Source organism: Paenibacillus terreus, from assembly GCF_042138595.1.
GTDB lineage: Bacteria > Bacillota > Bacilli > Paenibacillales > Paenibacillaceae > Paenibacillus > Paenibacillus terreus.
Genome location: NZ_JBHIRX010000002.1, coordinates 173,675 through 191,393, shown reverse-complemented (window position 1 = coordinate 191,393; position 17,719 = coordinate 173,675). Strand labels below are relative to the sequence as shown.

Annotated in this window: 14 protein-coding genes and 1 riboswitch; of the genes, 7 read left to right on the top strand and 7 right to left on the bottom strand. The window is 54.2% G+C overall.

Features of this window, described 5'->3' with window-relative positions:
* Nucleotides 1–72: 72 nt before the first annotated feature.
* Nucleotides 73–111, top strand: a riboswitch (PreQ1 riboswitch).
* Nucleotides 112–245: 134 nt separating this feature from the next.
* The 5 genes from queC (at nucleotide 246) to ACE5KN_RS05065 (ending at nucleotide 4,418) form a co-directional block, all read left to right on the top strand.
* Nucleotides 246–929 (top strand): 7-cyano-7-deazaguanine synthase QueC, encoded by a 684-nt coding sequence (queC, locus tag ACE5KN_RS05085; protein WP_375523290.1) that lies wholly within the window; start codon nucleotides 246–248, stop codon nucleotides 927–929.
* The gene (gene queD / locus ACE5KN_RS05080; RefSeq protein ID WP_375523291.1) at nucleotides 922–1,413 is read left to right on the top strand and encodes a 6-carboxytetrahydropterin synthase QueD; all 492 of its coding nucleotides are present in this window, start codon (nucleotides 922–924) and stop codon (nucleotides 1,411–1,413) included. Before queC ends, queD begins: the two co-directional genes overlap by 8 nt.
* Nucleotides 1,406–2,158: a 7-carboxy-7-deazaguanine synthase QueE gene (queE, locus tag ACE5KN_RS05075; RefSeq protein WP_375523292.1), complete on the top strand. Its 753-nt coding sequence runs from the start codon at nucleotides 1,406–1,408 to the stop codon at nucleotides 2,156–2,158. The genes queD and queE overlap by 8 nt, the downstream gene beginning before the upstream one ends.
* 218 nt (nucleotides 2,159–2,376) lie before the next feature.
* On the top strand, nucleotides 2,377–2,874 hold the full coding sequence (gene queF, locus ACE5KN_RS05070) for a preQ(1) synthase (protein ID WP_375523293.1): 498 nt from the start codon (nucleotides 2,377–2,379) through the stop codon (nucleotides 2,872–2,874).
* A 275-nt stretch (nucleotides 2,875–3,149) separates the two neighbouring features.
* Nucleotides 3,150–4,418, top strand: coding sequence for an MFS transporter (locus ACE5KN_RS05065; protein WP_375523294.1), 1,269 nt, complete (start codon nucleotides 3,150–3,152; stop codon nucleotides 4,416–4,418).
* A 168-nt stretch (nucleotides 4,419–4,586) separates the two neighbouring features.
* Here the strand turns inward: ACE5KN_RS05065 and ACE5KN_RS05060 are convergent, their stop codons facing one another.
* Nucleotides 4,587–5,423: an EcsC family protein gene (locus tag ACE5KN_RS05060; protein ID WP_375523295.1), complete on the bottom strand. Its 837-nt coding sequence runs from the start codon at nucleotides 5,421–5,423 to the stop codon at nucleotides 4,587–4,589.
* Nucleotides 5,424–5,642: 219 nt separating this feature from the next.
* On the opposite strand from ACE5KN_RS05060, the gene ACE5KN_RS05055 reads away from it, so the two are divergent.
* On the top strand, nucleotides 5,643–7,412 hold the full coding sequence (locus tag ACE5KN_RS05055; protein ID WP_375523296.1) for an ABC transporter ATP-binding protein: 1,770 nt from the start codon (nucleotides 5,643–5,645) through the stop codon (nucleotides 7,410–7,412).
* Nucleotides 7,378–9,189, top strand: a complete 1,812-nt coding sequence (locus tag ACE5KN_RS05050) for an ABC transporter ATP-binding protein (RefSeq protein ID WP_375523297.1) — start codon at nucleotides 7,378–7,380, stop codon at nucleotides 9,187–9,189. Before ACE5KN_RS05055 ends, ACE5KN_RS05050 begins: the two co-directional genes overlap by 35 nt.
* A 215-nt stretch (nucleotides 9,190–9,404) precedes the next feature.
* Here the strand turns inward: ACE5KN_RS05050 and mmsB are convergent, their stop codons facing one another.
* The 6 genes from mmsB to ACE5KN_RS05020 form a co-directional block, all read right to left on the bottom strand.
* Nucleotides 9,405–10,568 carry a multiple monosaccharide ABC transporter permease gene (gene mmsB, locus ACE5KN_RS05045; RefSeq protein ID WP_375523298.1) on the bottom strand — a complete coding sequence of 388 codons (1,164 nt, stop codon included), beginning with the start codon at nucleotides 10,566–10,568 and terminating at the stop codon, nucleotides 9,405–9,407.
* 2 nt (nucleotides 10,569–10,570) lie between these two features.
* Nucleotides 10,571–12,103, bottom strand: coding sequence for a multiple monosaccharide ABC transporter ATP-binding protein (gene mmsA / locus ACE5KN_RS05040; RefSeq protein WP_375523299.1), 1,533 nt, complete (start codon nucleotides 12,101–12,103; stop codon nucleotides 10,571–10,573).
* 60 nt (nucleotides 12,104–12,163) lie between these two features.
* Nucleotides 12,164–13,246, bottom strand: coding sequence for a multiple monosaccharide ABC transporter substrate-binding protein (gene chvE, locus ACE5KN_RS05035; RefSeq protein ID WP_375523300.1), 1,083 nt, complete (start codon nucleotides 13,244–13,246; stop codon nucleotides 12,164–12,166).
* Nucleotides 13,247–13,479: 233 nt separating this feature from the next.
* The gene (locus ACE5KN_RS05030) at nucleotides 13,480–14,688 is read right to left on the bottom strand and encodes a response regulator transcription factor (protein ID WP_375523301.1); all 1,209 of its coding nucleotides are present in this window, start codon (nucleotides 14,686–14,688) and stop codon (nucleotides 13,480–13,482) included.
* A complete protein-coding gene (locus tag ACE5KN_RS05025) occupies nucleotides 14,657–16,615 on the bottom strand; it encodes a sensor histidine kinase (protein ID WP_375523450.1) in 1,959 nt (652 codons plus the stop codon). Before ACE5KN_RS05025 ends, ACE5KN_RS05030 begins: the two co-directional genes overlap by 32 nt.
* Nucleotides 16,605–17,612, bottom strand: coding sequence for a substrate-binding domain-containing protein (locus ACE5KN_RS05020; RefSeq protein ID WP_375523302.1), 1,008 nt, complete (start codon nucleotides 17,610–17,612; stop codon nucleotides 16,605–16,607). The genes ACE5KN_RS05025 and ACE5KN_RS05020 overlap by 11 nt, the downstream gene beginning before the upstream one ends.
* Nucleotides 17,613–17,719 lie beyond the last annotated feature (107 nt).

Here is a 17,719-nt window from a genome sequence, read left to right as displayed (position 1 = left end):
ATATAATAGCCCCTGTGCCCTTTAGGACCAGAATCCAAAAGGTTCAGAATTGAAGAGAATCCATGCGCCTGCATGGGAGAGGTTCGCGAACTCCCTCTATAAAAAACTAAGGTTGCTTTGCCCCGGATGGTGCGCCATTTCCGGCAAGGCCTGTTTTTTGTTAGATGTCAGTTCAAGAACTCTCTTTCTTCCCTGAGGCAGAGCCGGCGGCTCTGTACAATTTTAAGAAGATGGAGGTTTTTTTTATGCTTAAAAATGAAAAAGCTGTTGTCGTTTTCAGCGGCGGCCAGGACAGCACGACCTGCCTGTTCTGGGCGAAGGAGCAATTTGCCGAGGTTGAGGCCGTGACGTTTGATTACGGCCAGCGCCACAAGCTGGAAATTGAAGTGGCTGCCGATATTGCCCGCGATTTGGGTATCTCCCAAACCGTGCTCGACATGAGCCTGCTGAACCAGCTGGCTCCGAACGCCCTTACACGGAGCGAGATCGGGATCACCCAGAAAGAGGGAGAGCTGCCAAGCACCTTTGTGGATGGACGCAATCTGTTATTCCTCAGCTTTGCCGCCATTCTGGCTAAACAAAAGGGCGCCCGCCACTTGATTACAGGTGTCTGCGAGACCGATTTCAGCGGTTATCCCGACTGCCGGGACGTATTCATCAAATCGCTGAATGTAACGCTGAATTTGTCGATGGATTACCAGTTTGTCATTCACACCCCGCTGATGTGGCTGAACAAGGCGGAAACATGGCGGATGGCCGATGAGCTGGGGGCCTTTGATTTTGTCAGATCCCGCACGCTCACCTGTTATAACGGCATTCAGGGAGACGGCTGCGGCGAATGCCCTGCCTGCAAGCTGCGCAGAGCCGGTCTGGAACAGTACCTGGCCGAACGGGACACTGCCGGCAAAGGAGGGCCTGCTCATGCATGAGCCAGGCACCTTTCGCATTGTCGACAGGCTGCAAAAGTTCGGTGAGGATATCTCGCCGGAGCAGCTTCGCTATCACCGCAAACGCGTGATGGTCAGCAAAGAATTCACCTTTGATGCCGCCCACCATCTGCACGCCTATGAGGGCAAATGCAAAAATCTGCACGGCCATACCTACAAGGTTGTGTTCGGGGTAAGCGGATATCCCCGTGATACGGGGCTTGTGCTTGATTTTGCAGACCTTAAAGCCATCTGGAAGGAACGGATTGAAATCTATCTTGACCACCAGTATTTGAACGAGACGCTGCCTCCAATGAACACGACGGCGGAAAATATGGTCGTATGGCTGTTTGAACAGATGGACACCGCCCTTTCCTCCCCCGAATACAAGGAACGCGTACAGGGCGGTCGTACCGAGTTCGTGCGGCTGTATGAAACGCCGACGAGCTACGCGGAAGCGAGACGGGAGTGGATGCTGGATGAGTAGCAGTGTAGCTAGTACGGCCGCAGCCATCCCTGTGCTGGAGATATTCGGTCCTACCGTCCAGGGCGAAGGCATGGTCATCGGCCGCAAAACGATGTTCGTCCGAACCGCCGGCTGCGATTACCGCTGCTCCTGGTGTGATTCCTCCTTTACCTGGGATGGGAGCGCCCAGGACCAGATTCGCCGTCTGAACGCGGAAGATATCTGGAAGGAGCTGCAAGACCTTGGTAGCAGCCGTTTCTCGCATGTGACCATTTCCGGCGGCAACCCGGCCCTGCTGACGCAGCTCGCCGCATTGGTGGAGCTGCTGCATGGCCAGGGCATCACTACCGCCGTAGAGACACAGGGCTCACGCTGGCAGGATTGGCTGCTGGATATCGATGAAGTCACCATTTCCCCGAAGCCGCCCAGCTCAGGTATGAACACACACTGGGATGTGCTGGACGAAATGGTACACCGGCTTTCCGTGCGCCCGCATCCGTATGCCGTCAGCCTGAAGGTTGTTATTTTTGATGATACAGACCTGGAATACGCCCGCTCTGTTCATGAGCGTTATCCGGATCAGGAATTGTATTTGCAGACAGGAAATCCTGATGTGCATTCGCTCGATACGGAAGGTCAGGCCGCCTCGCTGCTGGCACGTTATGAATGGCTGATTAACCAGGTCATGGAGGATGACCGATTGAACAACGTGCGTGTGCTTCCACAGCTGCACACCTTGGTCTGGGGCAATAAACGAGGCGTTTAACGGCATATAAATGCGTGTTCAAAAAGTCAGGTTTTCAGCACCGAGAAGGTTGGATGAAGCTAGGGACTGAGGAGCGGAGCGTACTTGGGGTACGTGAGCCCCGGAAGGCCCGGCTGAATTCAAGATTCGATGTCGAGTTCGCTTCCTGACTTCCTTCGTGATCAAAAGATGACTTTTGGAACTACCTCTATAACATTTTATTATAAAGGAGATAAATCATGGCAGGCAGAGAACGAGAGGAAATGCAGGACATTACGCTTCTTGGCAATCAGGGAACCAAATACAAGTTCGAATACGATCCGGACATTCTGGAAAGCTTTGATAACAAGCATCCTTACCGCGATTATTTTGTGAAATTCAACTGTCCTGAGTTTACAAGCCTGTGCCCGATTACGGGGCAGCCGGATTTTGCGACCATCTATATCAGCTATATTCCGGATATCAAAATGGTGGAGAGCAAATCGCTGAAGCTGTATCTGTTCAGCTTCCGCAATCATGGTGATTTTCACGAGGACTGTGTCAATATCATCATGAACGATCTGATCAAGCTGATGGATCCCCGCTATATTGAGGTATGGGGCAAATTCACGCCGCGCGGCGGTATTTCCATCGATCCCTACTGCAACTACGGGCGTCCAGGCACCAAGTACGAGGAAATGGCACAGCAGCGGCTGTTCAACCACGATCTGTATCCGGAAAAGGTCGACAACCGATAATTTGCATGGAGGCGGGCATCACCCGCCTCCTTATTTATTTTAAGATGATAGAATTTTTAAATTTTCAGCGGAGCTGAACAATTCTATCATCGCAAGAAAAACTTCCGCTAAAAGCGGTCTGTCTTCTGTGAATGTACGTCGATAGACGTTTTTCATATAGCGTATAAGTTATTCCAAATTGTGTAAATGGGGGTTGCCGGGATGACAGCCCTGCGTTATCTTTAAAAATATACATATCAGCGCTGCTGAAGACGCTGTTACAACCGGAGGTACTCATGTCAATGAAAACTGCTGTCAAAAGCGCCGGCAGCCCGCTGCCCATTCCCGGCCAGAAACCGCAGGCCACGGTATTCGCCATTTTGCTGGCCATCAGTCTCGTGCATCTCTTTAACGACACCATTCAGTCCGTAATCCCGGCGATCTTCCCGATATTGGCGGACTCGATGAAGCTCAGCTACACCCAGCTTGGCTGGATTTCCTTTGCCATTAATTTTACGGCTTCCATCATGCAGCCCGTCGTCGGCTTGTTCTCGGACAAAAGGCCCACCCCTTCCCTGCTGCCCATCGGTATGGGCTTTACCCTGACAGGTATGCTGCTCCTTGCCTTTGCACAGGATTATTCGGCCGTGCTGCTCGCGGTTGTCTTCGTCGGACTCGGCTCTGCAGCATTTCACCCTGAAGGCTCACGAGTCTCTCATATGGCTGCCGGGCCGCGCCGGGGTCTCGCCCAGTCCATTTTTCAGGTTGGTGGCAATGCCGGGCAATCGCTCGCCCCGCTGCTGACGAGCCTTGTGTTTGTTCCTTTGGGGCAGTTCGGAGCCATCTGGTTCACCGTGGTTGCCGGTGCAGGCATCCTCGTACAGCTATTCATCGCCCGCTGGTACGGACGCATGCTGCAGACCGATCTGTACCAACGCAAAAAGAACGCACAGCCACACAAGCTCAGAGCGGACGTCAAGAACCGTATCGTGTTTGCATTGGTCGTTCTCATTGTGATCGTGTTCGTACGCTCATGGTATAACGCTTCGATTGGCAGCTATTATTCGTTTTATATGATCCAGGTGTTCCACCTGCCGCTGGAAAAAGCCATGGTTTACATTTTCATGTTTCTCGGCGCGGGTGCGGTCGGCACCTTCCTTGGCGGTCCGCTGGCAGACCGCTTCGGCAAACGCAACATGATCTTTCTGTCGATGGCGCTCGCCGCGCCGCTGGCCCTGCTGCTGCCGTATGCCAATCTGTTCTGGACCGGTGTGCTGCTCGCGCTGATCGGTTTCATCATGCTGTCCAGCTTCTCAGTAACGGTCGTATATGCCCAAATGCTCGTTCCGGGCAAGATCGGCACCATTTCCGGCCTCATTACAGGGCTTGCCTTCGGCCTTGGCGGCGTCGGCGCGCTTGTGCTCGGGAACTGGATTGACAAGGCGGGCATCGAGAATGTCATGATGCTGTGCGGCTTCCTTCCCCTGCTTGGCGTATTAAGCTTCCTGCTGCCATCCGACAAGCAGTTGAACCGCTGGGCCGAGGAAAATGGTGCAGAGGTATAAGAGCAGACGCTCCGGGAACGAACCATTCCTGCAATCGCTGTTGCCCTCTCCGCTGCGTCGTGCATAACTTCTACGAAAAAAAATCGCAGGAAATCTTGCGTTCCTGCTTGTGCAACAAGGCCAAGAATAGAGGCAGATTATTCTCTGTTCTTGGCCTTTTTCTGCTGATTAGGGGCCGGCGGTCTCCTCCTCCGCAAGCCTCTGCAGAATGCGGCGCTTTTTGTACAGCATTTTGCCTGCCTCCGCCACATCGCCAATGGCGCTGCGGTTAATGAGCGAACCGAACAGCATACCGGCAACAGGCACGAGCTGAAACAGCTTTTTCCAGCCGAAATTGTCCATATAGCTGGTTACAACCTCCCGCCAGCCCTGAATTTGCGCAGCAATCTGATCTTCGCCGTCCCTTGGCTCATCGTAGCGGGCCAGTTCCTCCAGCACCGCCTTCTTTCCAACAATGTCGGAGGAAGCAAACTGAAGGCATTTGATAATGAACACACGCTCGCGCTTGTCTTTCGGGTCGAAGCCGTAGCAAATAGCCGTCTCCTGCAGCACCTTCAGCGACAATCCGAGCACAAGCGGAATATCTGCGGCTAATGTAAAAATACCGCCGATGCCTGTAGTCGCTCCCTGCGCTGTGGCAAAGGTGATCCGTCCGGAAGCGAGCTCGTCCGCACTCTGGTCCATAACAGCTATCGGAAGCCCGGAGACCCGCTCCAGCGTCAGCGGCTCTTCCTTCTTGGCGGCCTTCTGCACCTGTTTAAGGACCGCATTTTCGCTGACAAGGTACTGGCCCCCGCTCTGCACGAAGCTACCCAGCTCATTCAATGCTGCGCCGATTTTGTCCTTGATTGCCTTGGGCGTAATTTTATCCAGCAGCATAAACGGAATGCGCCCGATTTTTTCCCAGAAGAACACATCCTTCTGCTCCTTCTCCCACTGCTCAATTTTCCTGATTTCATCCTGCAGATATTCCCGGCTTTCCGGTCCCCCGGTTTGCTGCTCCATAATCTTGCCCCTCTTTCAGAGATGTAATCTATTCTAGTTATTACGCACATAACATGGAAAAGGAAACAGTCCGCCGTTGACAAGTCCGTTCTTTTTCGCAAGAATATGTAATGGTATACAGAACGGAAAATATTCGCTTGATAGGGCACGGCGCGTCAGGAGGAGCGTCTGCCCTTTTCTTGCCTGGCGGGTTTACCCGTCCGAAAGGAGCGAGCCCCTGTGAACGATAAGGAACTACTTAAAGATTATGTCAGGAAGCATTGGGCGGTATACATGACCGCCGTTCTGCTCATCATCGCCTCCAATATCGATCAGGCCCTGCTTCCGCTGCTGCTTGGGCGGTTTACGGACCGTCTTCAGCAGGAACTGCTCACCATGCAGGATGTGATCCGCTACAGTCTGCTGCTGGTCGCCGTTGCCGTATCCTACAATGTGCTGTTTGCGCTGGGGCAATACACCATTATGAAACTGGGCAGACGGTTTGAATTTTTTACACGTGACAAACTGTTCGGCAAATTTTCCGAGCTTGGTGTGCAGTATTATGCCAAGCAGGGCAACGGCAAGCTGCTCAGCTATGTCATGAATGACGTGACCTATGTGCGGGAAGCCATTTCAAACGGGATCACCCAGACGACAAACGCCGTTTTTTTGCTGCTCTCCTGTGTCGTGATGATGCTGGCGAGCGGAATACCTCCCCTGCTGATCTGCATCAGTGCGGGTCCGCTGCTTCTGATCCCTTTTCTCGTTGTCTATTTCGGTCCGCGCATCCGCAAGCGGTCCAGCCGTGTGCAGGAATCTATTGCGGCCATGACGGAAGCGGCCGAGGAGCAGCTTGGCGGGATACGGGTATCCAAAACGTTCGCCGTCGAAGACATCGCACGTGCGCGTTTTGGAGCAAAGGTGGATGACATCACGGAAAAGCAGCTGAAGCTTGTGCGGATGTCCTCTCTGTTTCAGGCCATGCTTCCGTTTCTGGGCTCTGTCTCGCTCGTCATTTCGCTGCTGATAGGGGGCATCATGGTCATGCGCGGCAGCGCTACACTTGGCAGCTTCGTGGCACTTACTCTGTATTTGCGCATCATTGCGGGACCGCTGCAGCAGATCGGCAACGTCATTAATATGATGCAGCGCTCAGGCGCCTCTCTGGAAAGAGTGAACAGGCTGATGGCGGAAATTCCCGACGTCAGTGACCGCGATCAAGCCGCAGCCCTTTCTTCCGTCCATGATATTGCGCTGCGCGGGTTGACCTTCACTTATCCAGGCAGCAGCCAGCCGGCACTCAAGGATCTGAACCTGCTGATCCGCGAGGGACAGACTCTCGGCATTGTTGGCAGGACCGGCAGCGGAAAGAGTACGCTTATCCATTTGCTGCTGCGCATTTACGACCCGCCTGAGGGAAGCGTATGGATCAATGGCAAAGACATTCATGCGTACACGCTTGACAGTCTCCGCTCCGCCATTGCTTATGTGCCGCAGGACGGCTTCCTGTTCAGCACCACGATCCGCGACAATATCGCGTTCAGTGATCGTTCCGCGCCCATGGGCCATATCGAGGAAGGGGCCAGACAGGCGATGATTTATGACAACATCATCCGCTTTCCCGACCGCTTCGAGACACGGCTCGGCGAACGCGGCGTCACCCTGTCCGGCGGGCAGAGGCAGCGTACGAGCCTTGCTCGCGGCCTGATCAAGAATTCATCGCTGCTTATTCTGGATGACAGCATGAGCGCCGTGGATGCCGTAACGGAGAAGGGCATCCTCGCAAGCCTGCGCAAAATGCGCAAAGGAAAGACAACACTGATCGTCTCACACCGTATCAGTGCGGTCATGCATGCGGATCATATTATCGTGCTTGAGGAAGGAAGAATGGCGGAATCAGGTACACATGCCGAGCTCCTTGCACGGCAAGGAATTTACGCAGCCATGCATAAACTGCAGGAGGAGGGATTACAGGATGGAGCAGACCAGTACCGTGTCAACAGGTCATGAACCCGGGAGACCGGCGGACGGCAGAGCGAGTGCGTTTCGTGCCATTTTAAGCTACGCCCGCCCCCATGCCTGGACCTTCACTGCCATCGCGCTGTGCTCATTGCTCGGAATTTCCGCCGACCTCCTGCAGCCGTATCTCGTAAAAATCGTCATTGATGATCATCTGGCAGCCGGACGGAATGATATCGGCTTTCTTGTCGGCATCAGCCTTGTGTATTTCGTGCTGGCAGCCGTCAGCTTTGCTTTCACTTATTTGCAGAACAATCTGCTGCAGTATGTGGGGCAAAGCATTGTGGCCCGTATCCGCAAGGATCTGTTCGGCCATATTTCCCGCTTGTCCATGTCCTTCTTCGACCGGTTTCATATCGGCAGTCTCGTAACCAATGTCTCCAGTGACACGGAGACGATCAGCCAGTTCTTCACCCAGGTGCTGCTCAGTCTTATCCGTGACGGCATGATGCTGGTGCTTATTATTTATTTTATGTTCAGGTTGGACCCTATGCTGGCCTGGTACGCGCTGTTGATCCTGCCCGTCGTCGGCATTATCGCCGTCTCCTTCCGCACCTACCTGCGGAGAACCTACCAGCAGGCCCGCAGCCGCTTGTCCCGCCTGATCGCCTTCACGGCCGAGAATCTGGCGGGCATGTTCCTGATTCAGGCCTTCCGGCAGGAGAAGGAGCAAATCCGGCGTTTTGACGAGCAGAACCGGGATTATCTGGCCGCCAACATTAAGCAGGTCCGCTCGAACGTACTGTTTAACAGAACGTTTGACATCCTCGGCAACGCTGCGCTGGCGCTCATCGTCTGGCTTGGCGGCAAAGCCGTGCTGGACGGCGCCATTCAATTCGGCGTGCTGTACGCATTTATCAGCTACATCCGGCAGTTCTTCCAGCCGATTAACCAGATTACATCGCAGTGGAATACCCTTCAGTCCACAACTGTCTCCATGGAGCGAATCTGGCGCATACTATCGACGGAGCCTGATGTCCGCGATCCCCATCCGGAGAAGACTGCCTCTCTGCAGCCGGAGGATGTGAAGGGACGGATCGATTTTGAAGATGTCAGCTTCGGTTATAATCCTGATGTGCCGGTCATCGCCCATCTCAACCTGCACATCGCGCCCGGACAAATGATTGGTGTCGTTGGCGCGACAGGAGCCGGCAAGAGCACATTAATCAGCCTGCTCAATCGCTTCTATGATGTATCTTCAGGCAGCATTCGGATCGACGGCTGCGATATCCGCACTATCCCGCAGGAGCTCCTGCACAGGATGGTCGGACTGATTCAGCAGGAGCCGTTCCTGTTCTCCGGCTCCATCATCGACAATGTACGGCTGTTCCGGCAGGACATTTCCCGCGAGCGGGTCATGGAAGCCTGCCGTTTTGTCGGAGCCCACCCGATGATCGAGCGCCTTCCGGAAGGCTATGATACCCTGCTGTCCGAACGCGGAAGCGGACTGTCCGCCGGGGAACGGCAGCTGATCTCCTTTGCCCGGATCGTCGTCTTTGAACCGAAAATACTGATTCTGGACGAAGCGACCGCCAATCTGGATTCTCATACTGAACAGCTGGTGCAGCAGGCTCTGCAGACGGTTTCCTCAGGACGCACTACCATCGTCATCGCCCACCGCCTGTCCACGGTTATGCATGCAGACTGCATCATCGCCATGAAGGACGGGCAAATCGCCGAGCAGGGCACGCATGAAACGCTGATGGCCCTGGACGGATATTATGCGGACCTGTACCGTCACGCCAAGGAAGCTGGCAGCGCAGAGTAGCATAAAGCTTTTTTACCAGAACAGGCAGAGTAGGAGTGAAAACAGCTCCTTAATTGTGTACAATCCAGTTACATTCATAAGCTCATCGTCAAATGAGCCAGAATACAACAAACGGCAAGCCCGCTCTCCCCAAGGAGTGCGGACTTGCCGTTTGTTTCACCTTGCACCAGCTGCCATGCCTATCAGAGCTGGAGATTATGAAGCAAGCAGAAAGACTATACAGACCTTTTATTCTTGTTGTAAATATCAAATGCCACAGCCAGCAGCAGCACAAGCCCTTTAATGCCCTGCTGCCAGTCGATGCCGAGACCGATCAGCGACATCCCGTTGTTCAGCACGCCCATAACGAGACCGCCGATGATGGCGCCGAACACGGTACCGATCCCGCCCGAGGCTGAAGCCCCGCCAATGAAGCATGCCGCGATGGCATCCAGTTCAAAGTTGGTGCCAGCCCGTGGTGTTGCCGCATTCAGACGGGCCGCGAAGATCAGACCGGAGACGGCGGACAGGACGCCCATGTTCACAAACACCCAGAAGGTGACTTTTTTCGTTTTGACACCGGATAAGCCTGCCGCTTTTTCGCTGCCGCCGAGGGCATAAATATGACGTCCCATAATCGTCCGGTTCATCACGAAGGAGTATACCACAATCAGAATAAAGAGTAATACAAGGATATTCGGAATTCCCGAATAGCTGGCAAGTACAACGGTAAACGCGTTAATGATCGCAGCCACAACCACCAGCTTCAGAAGGAACAGCCCCTGCGGTGACAGCTCAAATCCATACTTGCTCTGCGCCCTGCGGTCACGCAGCTCGTTGATGATGTACCAGATCGTCAGCACGATCCCCGCCAGTATGGCTACCATATTCATTCCCGATCCGCCGAAACCCGGAATAAAGCCTGAGCTGATCTTCTGGAATCCGCCAGGGAAAGGAGAGATGGACTGCCCTTCCAGCACGATCATCGTCAATCCGCGGAACAGCAGCATGCCTGCCAGTGTTACGATAAAGGCGGGAATGCGCACATAGGCGACCCAGAAGCCCTGCCATGCACCGACCAGTCCCCCGATGATCAACGATGCGATCACTGCGAGCCATGTCGGAAGCTGCATATCGACCATCATGATGGCCGAAATTGCGCCGACAAAAGCGGCAATAGAACCGACGGACAGATCGATATGCCCCGTGATGATGACAAGCACCATGCCAATGGCCAGCACGAGAATATAGCTGTTTTGCAAAATCAGGTTTGTAATATTAATCGGCTGCAGCAGCAGCCCGCCAGTAAGGATTTCAAACAGGAGCATGATGACGACAAGCGCGATAATCATGCCGTACTGGCGGATATTGCCTTTGAACATTTTCGATATGTTTTCCATGCTTATACCCCTCCCGACTTGGTCATATATCTCATCAATACTTCCTGCGACGCCTCTTCCCGGCTGACTTCACCGGTGATTCGTCCGGCGTTCATGACATAGATCCGGTCGGCCAAGCCCAGCACCTCCGGAAGCTCGGAGGAGATGACCAGCACCCCTTTGCCCTCGGCGGCCAGCTTGTGAATGATCGTGTAGATTTCAAATTTGGCCCCGACGTCAATGCCCCGTGTCGGCTCATCCAGGATGAGAATATCCGGATCGGCGAAAATCCACTTGCCCAGCACGACCTTTTGCTGGTTGCCGCCGCTGAGATTGCCCGTTTTCTGCAAAATGCTCGGCGCCTTGATGTTCATTCTTTTGCGCATATCCTCAGCCACCAGAACCTCTTCACGCTCGTTGACCACCAAACCGTTTGCAAGCTTGGCAAGACCGGTCAGAGAAATATTGCGCTTGATATCATCCATCAGAATGAGCCCGTACTCCTTGCGGTCCTCCGTCACGTAGGCAAAACCGTTGGCGATGGCCTCGTTAATCGTATGGTTGCGGATCTCCTTGCCCTCCTTCAGGAGCGTCCCGCTGATATTCCTGCCGTACGATTTGCCGAAAATGCTCATGGCCAGCTCTGTGCGCCCCGCTCCCATCAGCCCCGCAATGCCGACAATTTCACCTTTACGGATGTTCATGTTCACCCGATCCAGCACCTTGCGGTCCGCATGATGCTCGTGGTATACCGTCCAATCCTTGACCTCAAGGATCACGTCCCCAATCTTAGGGACGCGTTCAGGGTAACGGTGCGTCAGATCACGGCCTACCATGCCGCTGATGATCCGGTCTTCGGTCACCTCATCCTGCTTCATGTCCATCGTCTCAATCGTTTTGCCATCGCGCAGAATCGTGATGGAGTCGGACACCTTGGCCACCTCGTTCAGCTTGTGCGAAATCAGAATGCAGGAGATGCCCTGCTTTTTGAATTCAAGCATCAGGTTCAGCAGATTTTCACTGTCATCTTCATTCAGGGCGGCCGTCGGCTCATCCAAAATCAGCAGCTTTACCCTTTTGGACAGCGCTTTCGCAATTTCCACCAGCTGCTGCTTGCCGACACCGATATTGGTGACCAGCGTATTCGGATTTTCGTTCAGACCGACCTTGGCCAGCAGCTCCCTTGTCCGGACCTGTGTCTCATGCCAATTGATAATGCCGCGGCTGGCACGTTCATTACCGAGGAAAATATTTTCCGCAATCGACAGGTATGGAATCAATGCCAGCTCCTGGTGGATGATGACGATGCCCAGCTCTTCGCTGTCCTTGATCGTTTTGAATTCGCATGTCTTGCCCTCGAACAGGATATCGCCCTCATACGTCCCGTGGGGGTACACGCCGCTCAGCACCTTCATCAGCGTGGACTTGCCCGCTCCATTCTCTCCGCAGAGAGAATGAATTTCTCCCGCTTTGACCTTCAGATTGACATTCTCCAGCGCCTTTACGCCGGGAAAGGTCTTCGTAATATTTCTCATTTCCAGAATCGTTCCGGACATTCCGTCATCGCTCCCTTCATGAAACCAATTGTGCTGCTCCGTTCAGCCGTTTCCCTGCCATTAAAGCCCGATTTCCTCCGCGGTGTAGTATCCGGACCCCACAATATCTTTTTCCACATTGGTCCTGTCTACGGAGACCGGGTCCAGCAGATAGGCGGGAACGACCATTTTCCCGTTGTCGTATGAGGTGGTGTCGTTGACCTCCGCTTTTTCACCCTTCAGAATGCTGTTCGCCATCTTGACCGTTTGCTCGGCCAGCTTGCGCGTATCCTTGAATACCGTCATGGTCTGCTCTCCGGCCACAATCGATTTGATGGACGCGAGCTCCGCATCCTGCCCGGTGATCACCGGCAGAGGCTTGCTCTCCGTTCCGTAACCGACACCCTTCAGGGAGGAAATAATCCCGATACTGATGCCATCGTACGGAGACAGCACCGCGTCAAGATGCTCCGACGAATAATAAGCGCTCAGCAAATTGTCCATCCGCGACTGAGCCAGCGCACCGTCCCAGCGCAGCGTCGCAATCTGTGCCATCGTCATCTGCTTGCTTCTTACGACCAGCTTGCCTGAATCGATGTAGGGCTGCAGGACGGACATGGCGCCGTTAAAGAAAAAATAGGCGTTATTGTCATCCGGCGAGCCGCCGAACAGCTCAATGTTGAAGGGGCCCTTGCCTTCCTTCAGCCCGAGCTTTGCCTCGATATAGGAGCCCTGAAGCTGGCCTACCTTGAAATTGTCGAAGGTCGCGTAATAATTCAAATACTCGGTATTACGAATGAGACGGTCATACGAAATAATGGCGATTCCCTGGTCATGCGCCTTCTTGATCACATCTGTCAGCGTGTTGCCGTCAATGGAAGCCACCACGATCACATCTACACCCTTGGTGATCATGTTCTCGATCTGGGCAATCTGGTTTTCGACAACATCCTCGGCGTATTGCAAATCGGTTTTATAGCCCTGCTCCTGGAACAGGCGCACCATGTTTTCCCCGTCGGCTACCCAACGCTCGGAGGATTTGGTCGGCATCGCGATGCCGATATAACCTTTCTCTTTATCTCCCGCACTGCTTTCCGCCAGATTGCAGGCGGAGCAAACGACAGCCAGCAGGAGTGCGAGCAGCACAACAGCCCCTTTTTTCATATGGAACTCTCCTTTCTTGATACTGACCTGGACAGCAAAATGCACTTCGTTTCACAAAAAGATAACGCTTTCATAAAATTCTCTGTTTAATCTTAACACCGCCTTTCCGCACGGTCTTTGCAGCAAAGCAACCTTTTTTATAATTTTTTAACTTTTCTTGCTCCTCAAAAGGTTAACAGGTTCATTCCTGGCACAACAAAAAGGACGACTGTTACGTCGCCCCTGTTTCACGGTTATTTTACCGCCGATCCCTTACGGTACTGATTTGGTGATACGCCCATTCTTTTTTTGAACGCCGTGCTGAAGTAATGCTGACTGTCATAACCCGCCAGCAGGGCGATTTCATGCACCGGCAGGTTTGTCGAATCCAGCAGCCGCACCGCCTTGGCGATCCGTGCACCGGTGACCAGACCGACAAATGAGGTGTTCAGCTCCTTTTTCAGCACCCTGCTCAGGTACACCGGCGAGACCTGCAGCTGAGATGCCATACCCTCCAGCGTTAATTCAGGATCGGCATAACGCTCCTCGATCAGCTGGCGCGCTCGCCGGACAAGCGGTGACAATCGTGCCTCCCCGTACACCTGCTCCCGGCAGCTGCGGTACACTTCCGGAATGGAGGACATACCGCCGCTTACCTCTGTAAAGCAGGCCTGCACCGCGATATTCAGATATCTGCCAATCTCTTTTTCAATCAACGCCCCGGTTCCTTCCGGTGCTTCCTCCCATAGGCAAATGCCGATCAGCCCCGTCTGATCATGGAAAATGACATGCTGCAGAGGAGACAGCAGCTCCGAAGCGATATTTTCGGAGGCAAACAGGAAGAGCTGTCTGTCGTTCTCCTTCATGAGCGATTCACGCGCCGCCACGGCAGGCCAGCGCACGACGCCGATCTGTGCGGGAAACGTGCGGGGCAGCCGCAGAAAGTCCAGCCTCTCTGCCGCTTCTTCCCCGCCTACAAGCCCCTCCATCCATTCCTGGCAGAAGCGCTGCCGCAGCAGCGGGATATTGCGGTCAATCTGTTCGGAAGCCAGCTTGAGATAATGATCATGCTGCCGCTCTTCATCCAGCTCGCGAGCAACCCGGGAGAGCACGCTGTGAAGCTGCTTCGGATCGACGGGCTTCAGCAGGTAATCCTCCACCCCCAGCCGCAGCGCCTGCTGGGCAAACGCGAATTCATCATGCCCCGAAATGACGACAAAGCGGCATCCCGGCCGTTCAGCGCGCAGACGCCGAATCAATTCAATGCCGTCCATGAAGGGCATATTCATGTCCACCAGCATGATATCAACGGCTTTTTCCAGTGCCAGCTCAAAAGCCTCCTCCCCATCCTCCGCTTCACCGGCCACAGTCATGCCAAGCTCCTCCCAGTCGACGGTATCGCGTATTCCTTCCCGGATAATCGGTTCATCATCAGCGATCACCACTTGATACCCCGCTGTCATTCTGATCCCTCCCTGCACCATTTTTCGACACATTCTCATGCAAAAGGGGATGGACAATCGTTACCCTGGTGCCCTGGCCTGGCTCGCTCTCAAGCCGGATGCCATATTCATCCCCGAAGGCCAGACGGATGCGGGCCTGCACATTCAGCATGCCATAGCTTCTGCCCCCGTGTCCCTCCTCCTGTCCTTCAATCGCCCGCAGCGGATTCTCCAGCATGCCTTCAAGCTCCCTCAGCCGCTCCTCCGGCATGCCTGCCCCATTGTCGGTGACGGCCAGCAGCAGCCTGCCATTGGCGGCTTTGGCTTCGATCCGGATTACCCCGGGTCCGCGCCGCGCCTTGATGCCATGATAGATGGCGTTTTCCACAATCGGCTGCAGCAGCAGCTTCAATACATACAAGCTTCCGATCTCATCCGCAATGTCCAGTTCGCAGGTGAGCCTGTCGCGGTATCTCGTTTTTTGGATGCGCAGATAGCTCTCGATATGCTCCATTTCCTCCTGGACACGAATTATATCTTCGCCCTTGCTCAAACCGATGCGGAACAGCCGGGACAGGGCCTCCACCATTTCCGCGACATCCTCCGCCCCTTTTTTCCTGGCCATCCAATGAATCGTATCTAAAGTATTGTATAAAAAATGGGGCTTGATATGCGCCTGCAGGCTCCTGAGCTCCGCCTCCCGCTTCTGCCGCTCCTTCAGCTCGTTCAAGGACATCAGCCTGTGGATTTGCGTCAGCATGCGGTTGAAGCTTCTTTCCAGCATGCCGATTTCGTCTCCCCTGTCGCTGTGATTGCGGATCGTTAGATCCCCCGATTCGGCATGACGCATGCGAGCCATCAGCTGCCGGATCGGATCTGCGATCGAGCGGGACAGCGTAAGGGACGCGCTGATGCCGATCAGACAGACCGCGAACAGGAAGCAGAAGACATAAAACTGAATTTGCCGCACCTCCATCGTGCCTTCCAGCGCCGGAAAGACGCCAACTGTGCGCCACCCGGTGAAGGAGGATGAACGGTACATAAAGAGCAGCTTTTGTCCATCAACCGTTCTTGTAAAAGAGCCGCTGTCCCCGGTACCAAAAGCTTCCGGCGGAATATGTCTGATCAGTGGACGCTCCGGCATGTATATACTGCTGCCCTCCCTGTCAGTCACCATCAGATATCCCGTCTTGCCCAGCGTTACATCCCGGGCCGCGTGTGATATGGCGCGCAGCTTCAGGTCGATCAGGATGACTCCCAGCACCTTGCCTGTTTCCGGGTCCGTATAAGAACGGGCGACGGATATGATTTCATTGTCCTTATAGCTGACATGGGAAATAATGCTGCGGCCAGCCGGATGTCCAATGATTGTAAATATCCCTTCATTATTCGCTGCCTGGGTGTACCAGGTTTCGCTTGCCAGGCTCTGTGTTCCCTTGGCGTACATTTCATTGCTGATGTAATCCCCGTGTTCATTCACCAGCATGATGCCCGCGATTTCCGGATACAGCGTGGTGAAGCCCTGCAAAAACTGCTTGATTTCATAGACATCATCGCTGCTTTCCGCTCCAGCGTTCTGCCGCTCGGCCCACTTTTTGCGGGCTGCAGATTCTTTCCCCGTGTAACCGTCCGCGGCCGTCATGCCTTCCATAAACCCGGCCACCCGGGGCTGAAATCCGATCAGATACGTCATATTTTGCAAATTTTCCATCCGGCTGTCCAGCGTTTCGTTGACTTTGCCGATCAGCTGCATCGTATGCTCCTCGACCTGACGCTCGACAATGCGCTCCACGGTCCAGTTCACCAGCAGCCCCAGGCCAAGGGATGGAACGATACCAATCATGAGAAAAAGCACGATCAGCTTGTAGCGAAGCGGCATATCCCTAAGGCTGCGCCAGCCGCTTCTTCTCATGACCGCCAGCCTGTCAGTCCATTTGTCATTTGGCATAGTAATCATCCACATTCGCTTTGGTGATCACGGATATGCCCGTATCCACCCTGACTGGAAGCGGTGTATTCTGTCCGGATGAAGATGGCGCGGGAACGGTCAATCCATGATGCAGATGGAAGAGATATTGCAGGGACCAGTAGCCCATATTCCAGGTGCCCTGCCCAATGCTGGCCGAGATGGTGCCGTCCTGAATCATGTCCAGCGTCGCTTTATTCGTATCAAAGCTTACGATCTTGACTGAGCCGACACGCTTCGCCCCGAGAACCGCTTCCCCCGTCCCTGCCCCGCTTGCCGCATCGGTGACAAATATTCCTGACAAATCGGGATATTTCTGCAGCATTTGCGCTGCCGCTTCACGCGCATTCACCTGATCGCCGCGGCCGTCCGCCGTGGCAACGACTTTCATGCCCGGATAGCGGTCATTAATCGTATCCTTGAAGCCCTGCGTCCGCTCCTCATGATTCTGCTGGCCGTTAATCGTTATAATGCCGACGCTTCCTTCCCTTCCCAGCAGCTGGGCCATTTTGTCGGCGGCGGTGACACCCGCATTATAGTTGTCCGTTCCCAGGAAGGAGTAGGCCTTGCTTCCCGGGGATCCAGAGTCAAACAGCACAATGGGAATTCCCGCCTCGACCGCCTTGTTGATGGTTGGCAGAAGCGAATAGGGATCTATGGCCGATACTGCAATGCCTGCCGGCTTTCGTGCGATCGCCTGCTCCAGGACAAGCCGCTGCTCCTGGGCATCGTAGCGTGTCGCCCCGCGGTATTCAATGGATACGCCCAGCGCATCCGCCGCGTCCTCATAACCTTTCAGAATGCTTTTCCAATATTCCATCCCCGACTGAAATGTAATCATCACATAAGTCTCGCCGATATCCCCGTGCAGCCCCTGGTCCTCCCAGGCGCCTTTCTCTCGTCCTTCTGCCGCGTAGCGGAACAGGTACAGCACAAATGCCGCAATGATCAGCACATAAACCAGCAGTGTCTTTTTCATGAAACGATCCTGCCCCTCCCTCAGCCGAAAGTAATGCTTTTTCTTTATCTGCTTCCGAAATAAATTGTAAACGGATTCACTTCCATTGTGAACCAGCTGTTTAGCAT

Coding starts and splice junctions, on each gene's coding strand:
- queC (WP_375523290.1), top strand. CDS start 246: ATGCTTAAAAATGAAAAAGCTGTTGTCGTTTTCAGCGGCGGCCAGGAC.
- queD (WP_375523291.1), top strand. CDS start 922: ATGCATGAGCCAGGCACCTTTCGCATTGTCGACAGGCTGCAAAAGTTC.
- queE (WP_375523292.1), top strand. CDS start 1,406: ATGAGTAGCAGTGTAGCTAGTACGGCCGCAGCCATCCCTGTGCTGGAG.
- queF (WP_375523293.1), top strand. CDS start 2,377: ATGGCAGGCAGAGAACGAGAGGAAATGCAGGACATTACGCTTCTTGGC.
- ACE5KN_RS05065 (WP_375523294.1), top strand. CDS start 3,150: ATGTCAATGAAAACTGCTGTCAAAAGCGCCGGCAGCCCGCTGCCCATT.
- ACE5KN_RS05060 (WP_375523295.1), bottom strand. CDS start 5,423: ATGGAGCAGCAAACCGGGGGACCGGAAAGCCGGGAATATCTGCAGGAT.
- ACE5KN_RS05050 (WP_375523297.1), top strand. CDS start 7,378: ATGGAGCAGACCAGTACCGTGTCAACAGGTCATGAACCCGGGAGACCG.
- mmsB (WP_375523298.1), bottom strand. CDS start 10,568: ATGGAAAACATATCGAAAATGTTCAAAGGCAATATCCGCCAGTACGGC.
- mmsA (WP_375523299.1), bottom strand. CDS start 12,103: ATGTCCGGAACGATTCTGGAAATGAGAAATATTACGAAGACCTTTCCC.
- chvE (WP_375523300.1), bottom strand. CDS start 13,246: ATGAAAAAAGGGGCTGTTGTGCTGCTCGCACTCCTGCTGGCTGTCGTT.
- ACE5KN_RS05030 (WP_375523301.1), bottom strand. CDS start 14,688: ATGACAGCGGGGTATCAAGTGGTGATCGCTGATGATGAACCGATTATC.
- ACE5KN_RS05025 (WP_375523450.1), bottom strand. CDS start 16,615: ATGCCAAATGACAAATGGACTGACAGGCTGGCGGTCATGAGAAGAAGC.
- ACE5KN_RS05020 (WP_375523302.1), bottom strand. CDS start 17,612: ATGAAAAAGACACTGCTGGTTTATGTGCTGATCATTGCGGCATTTGTG.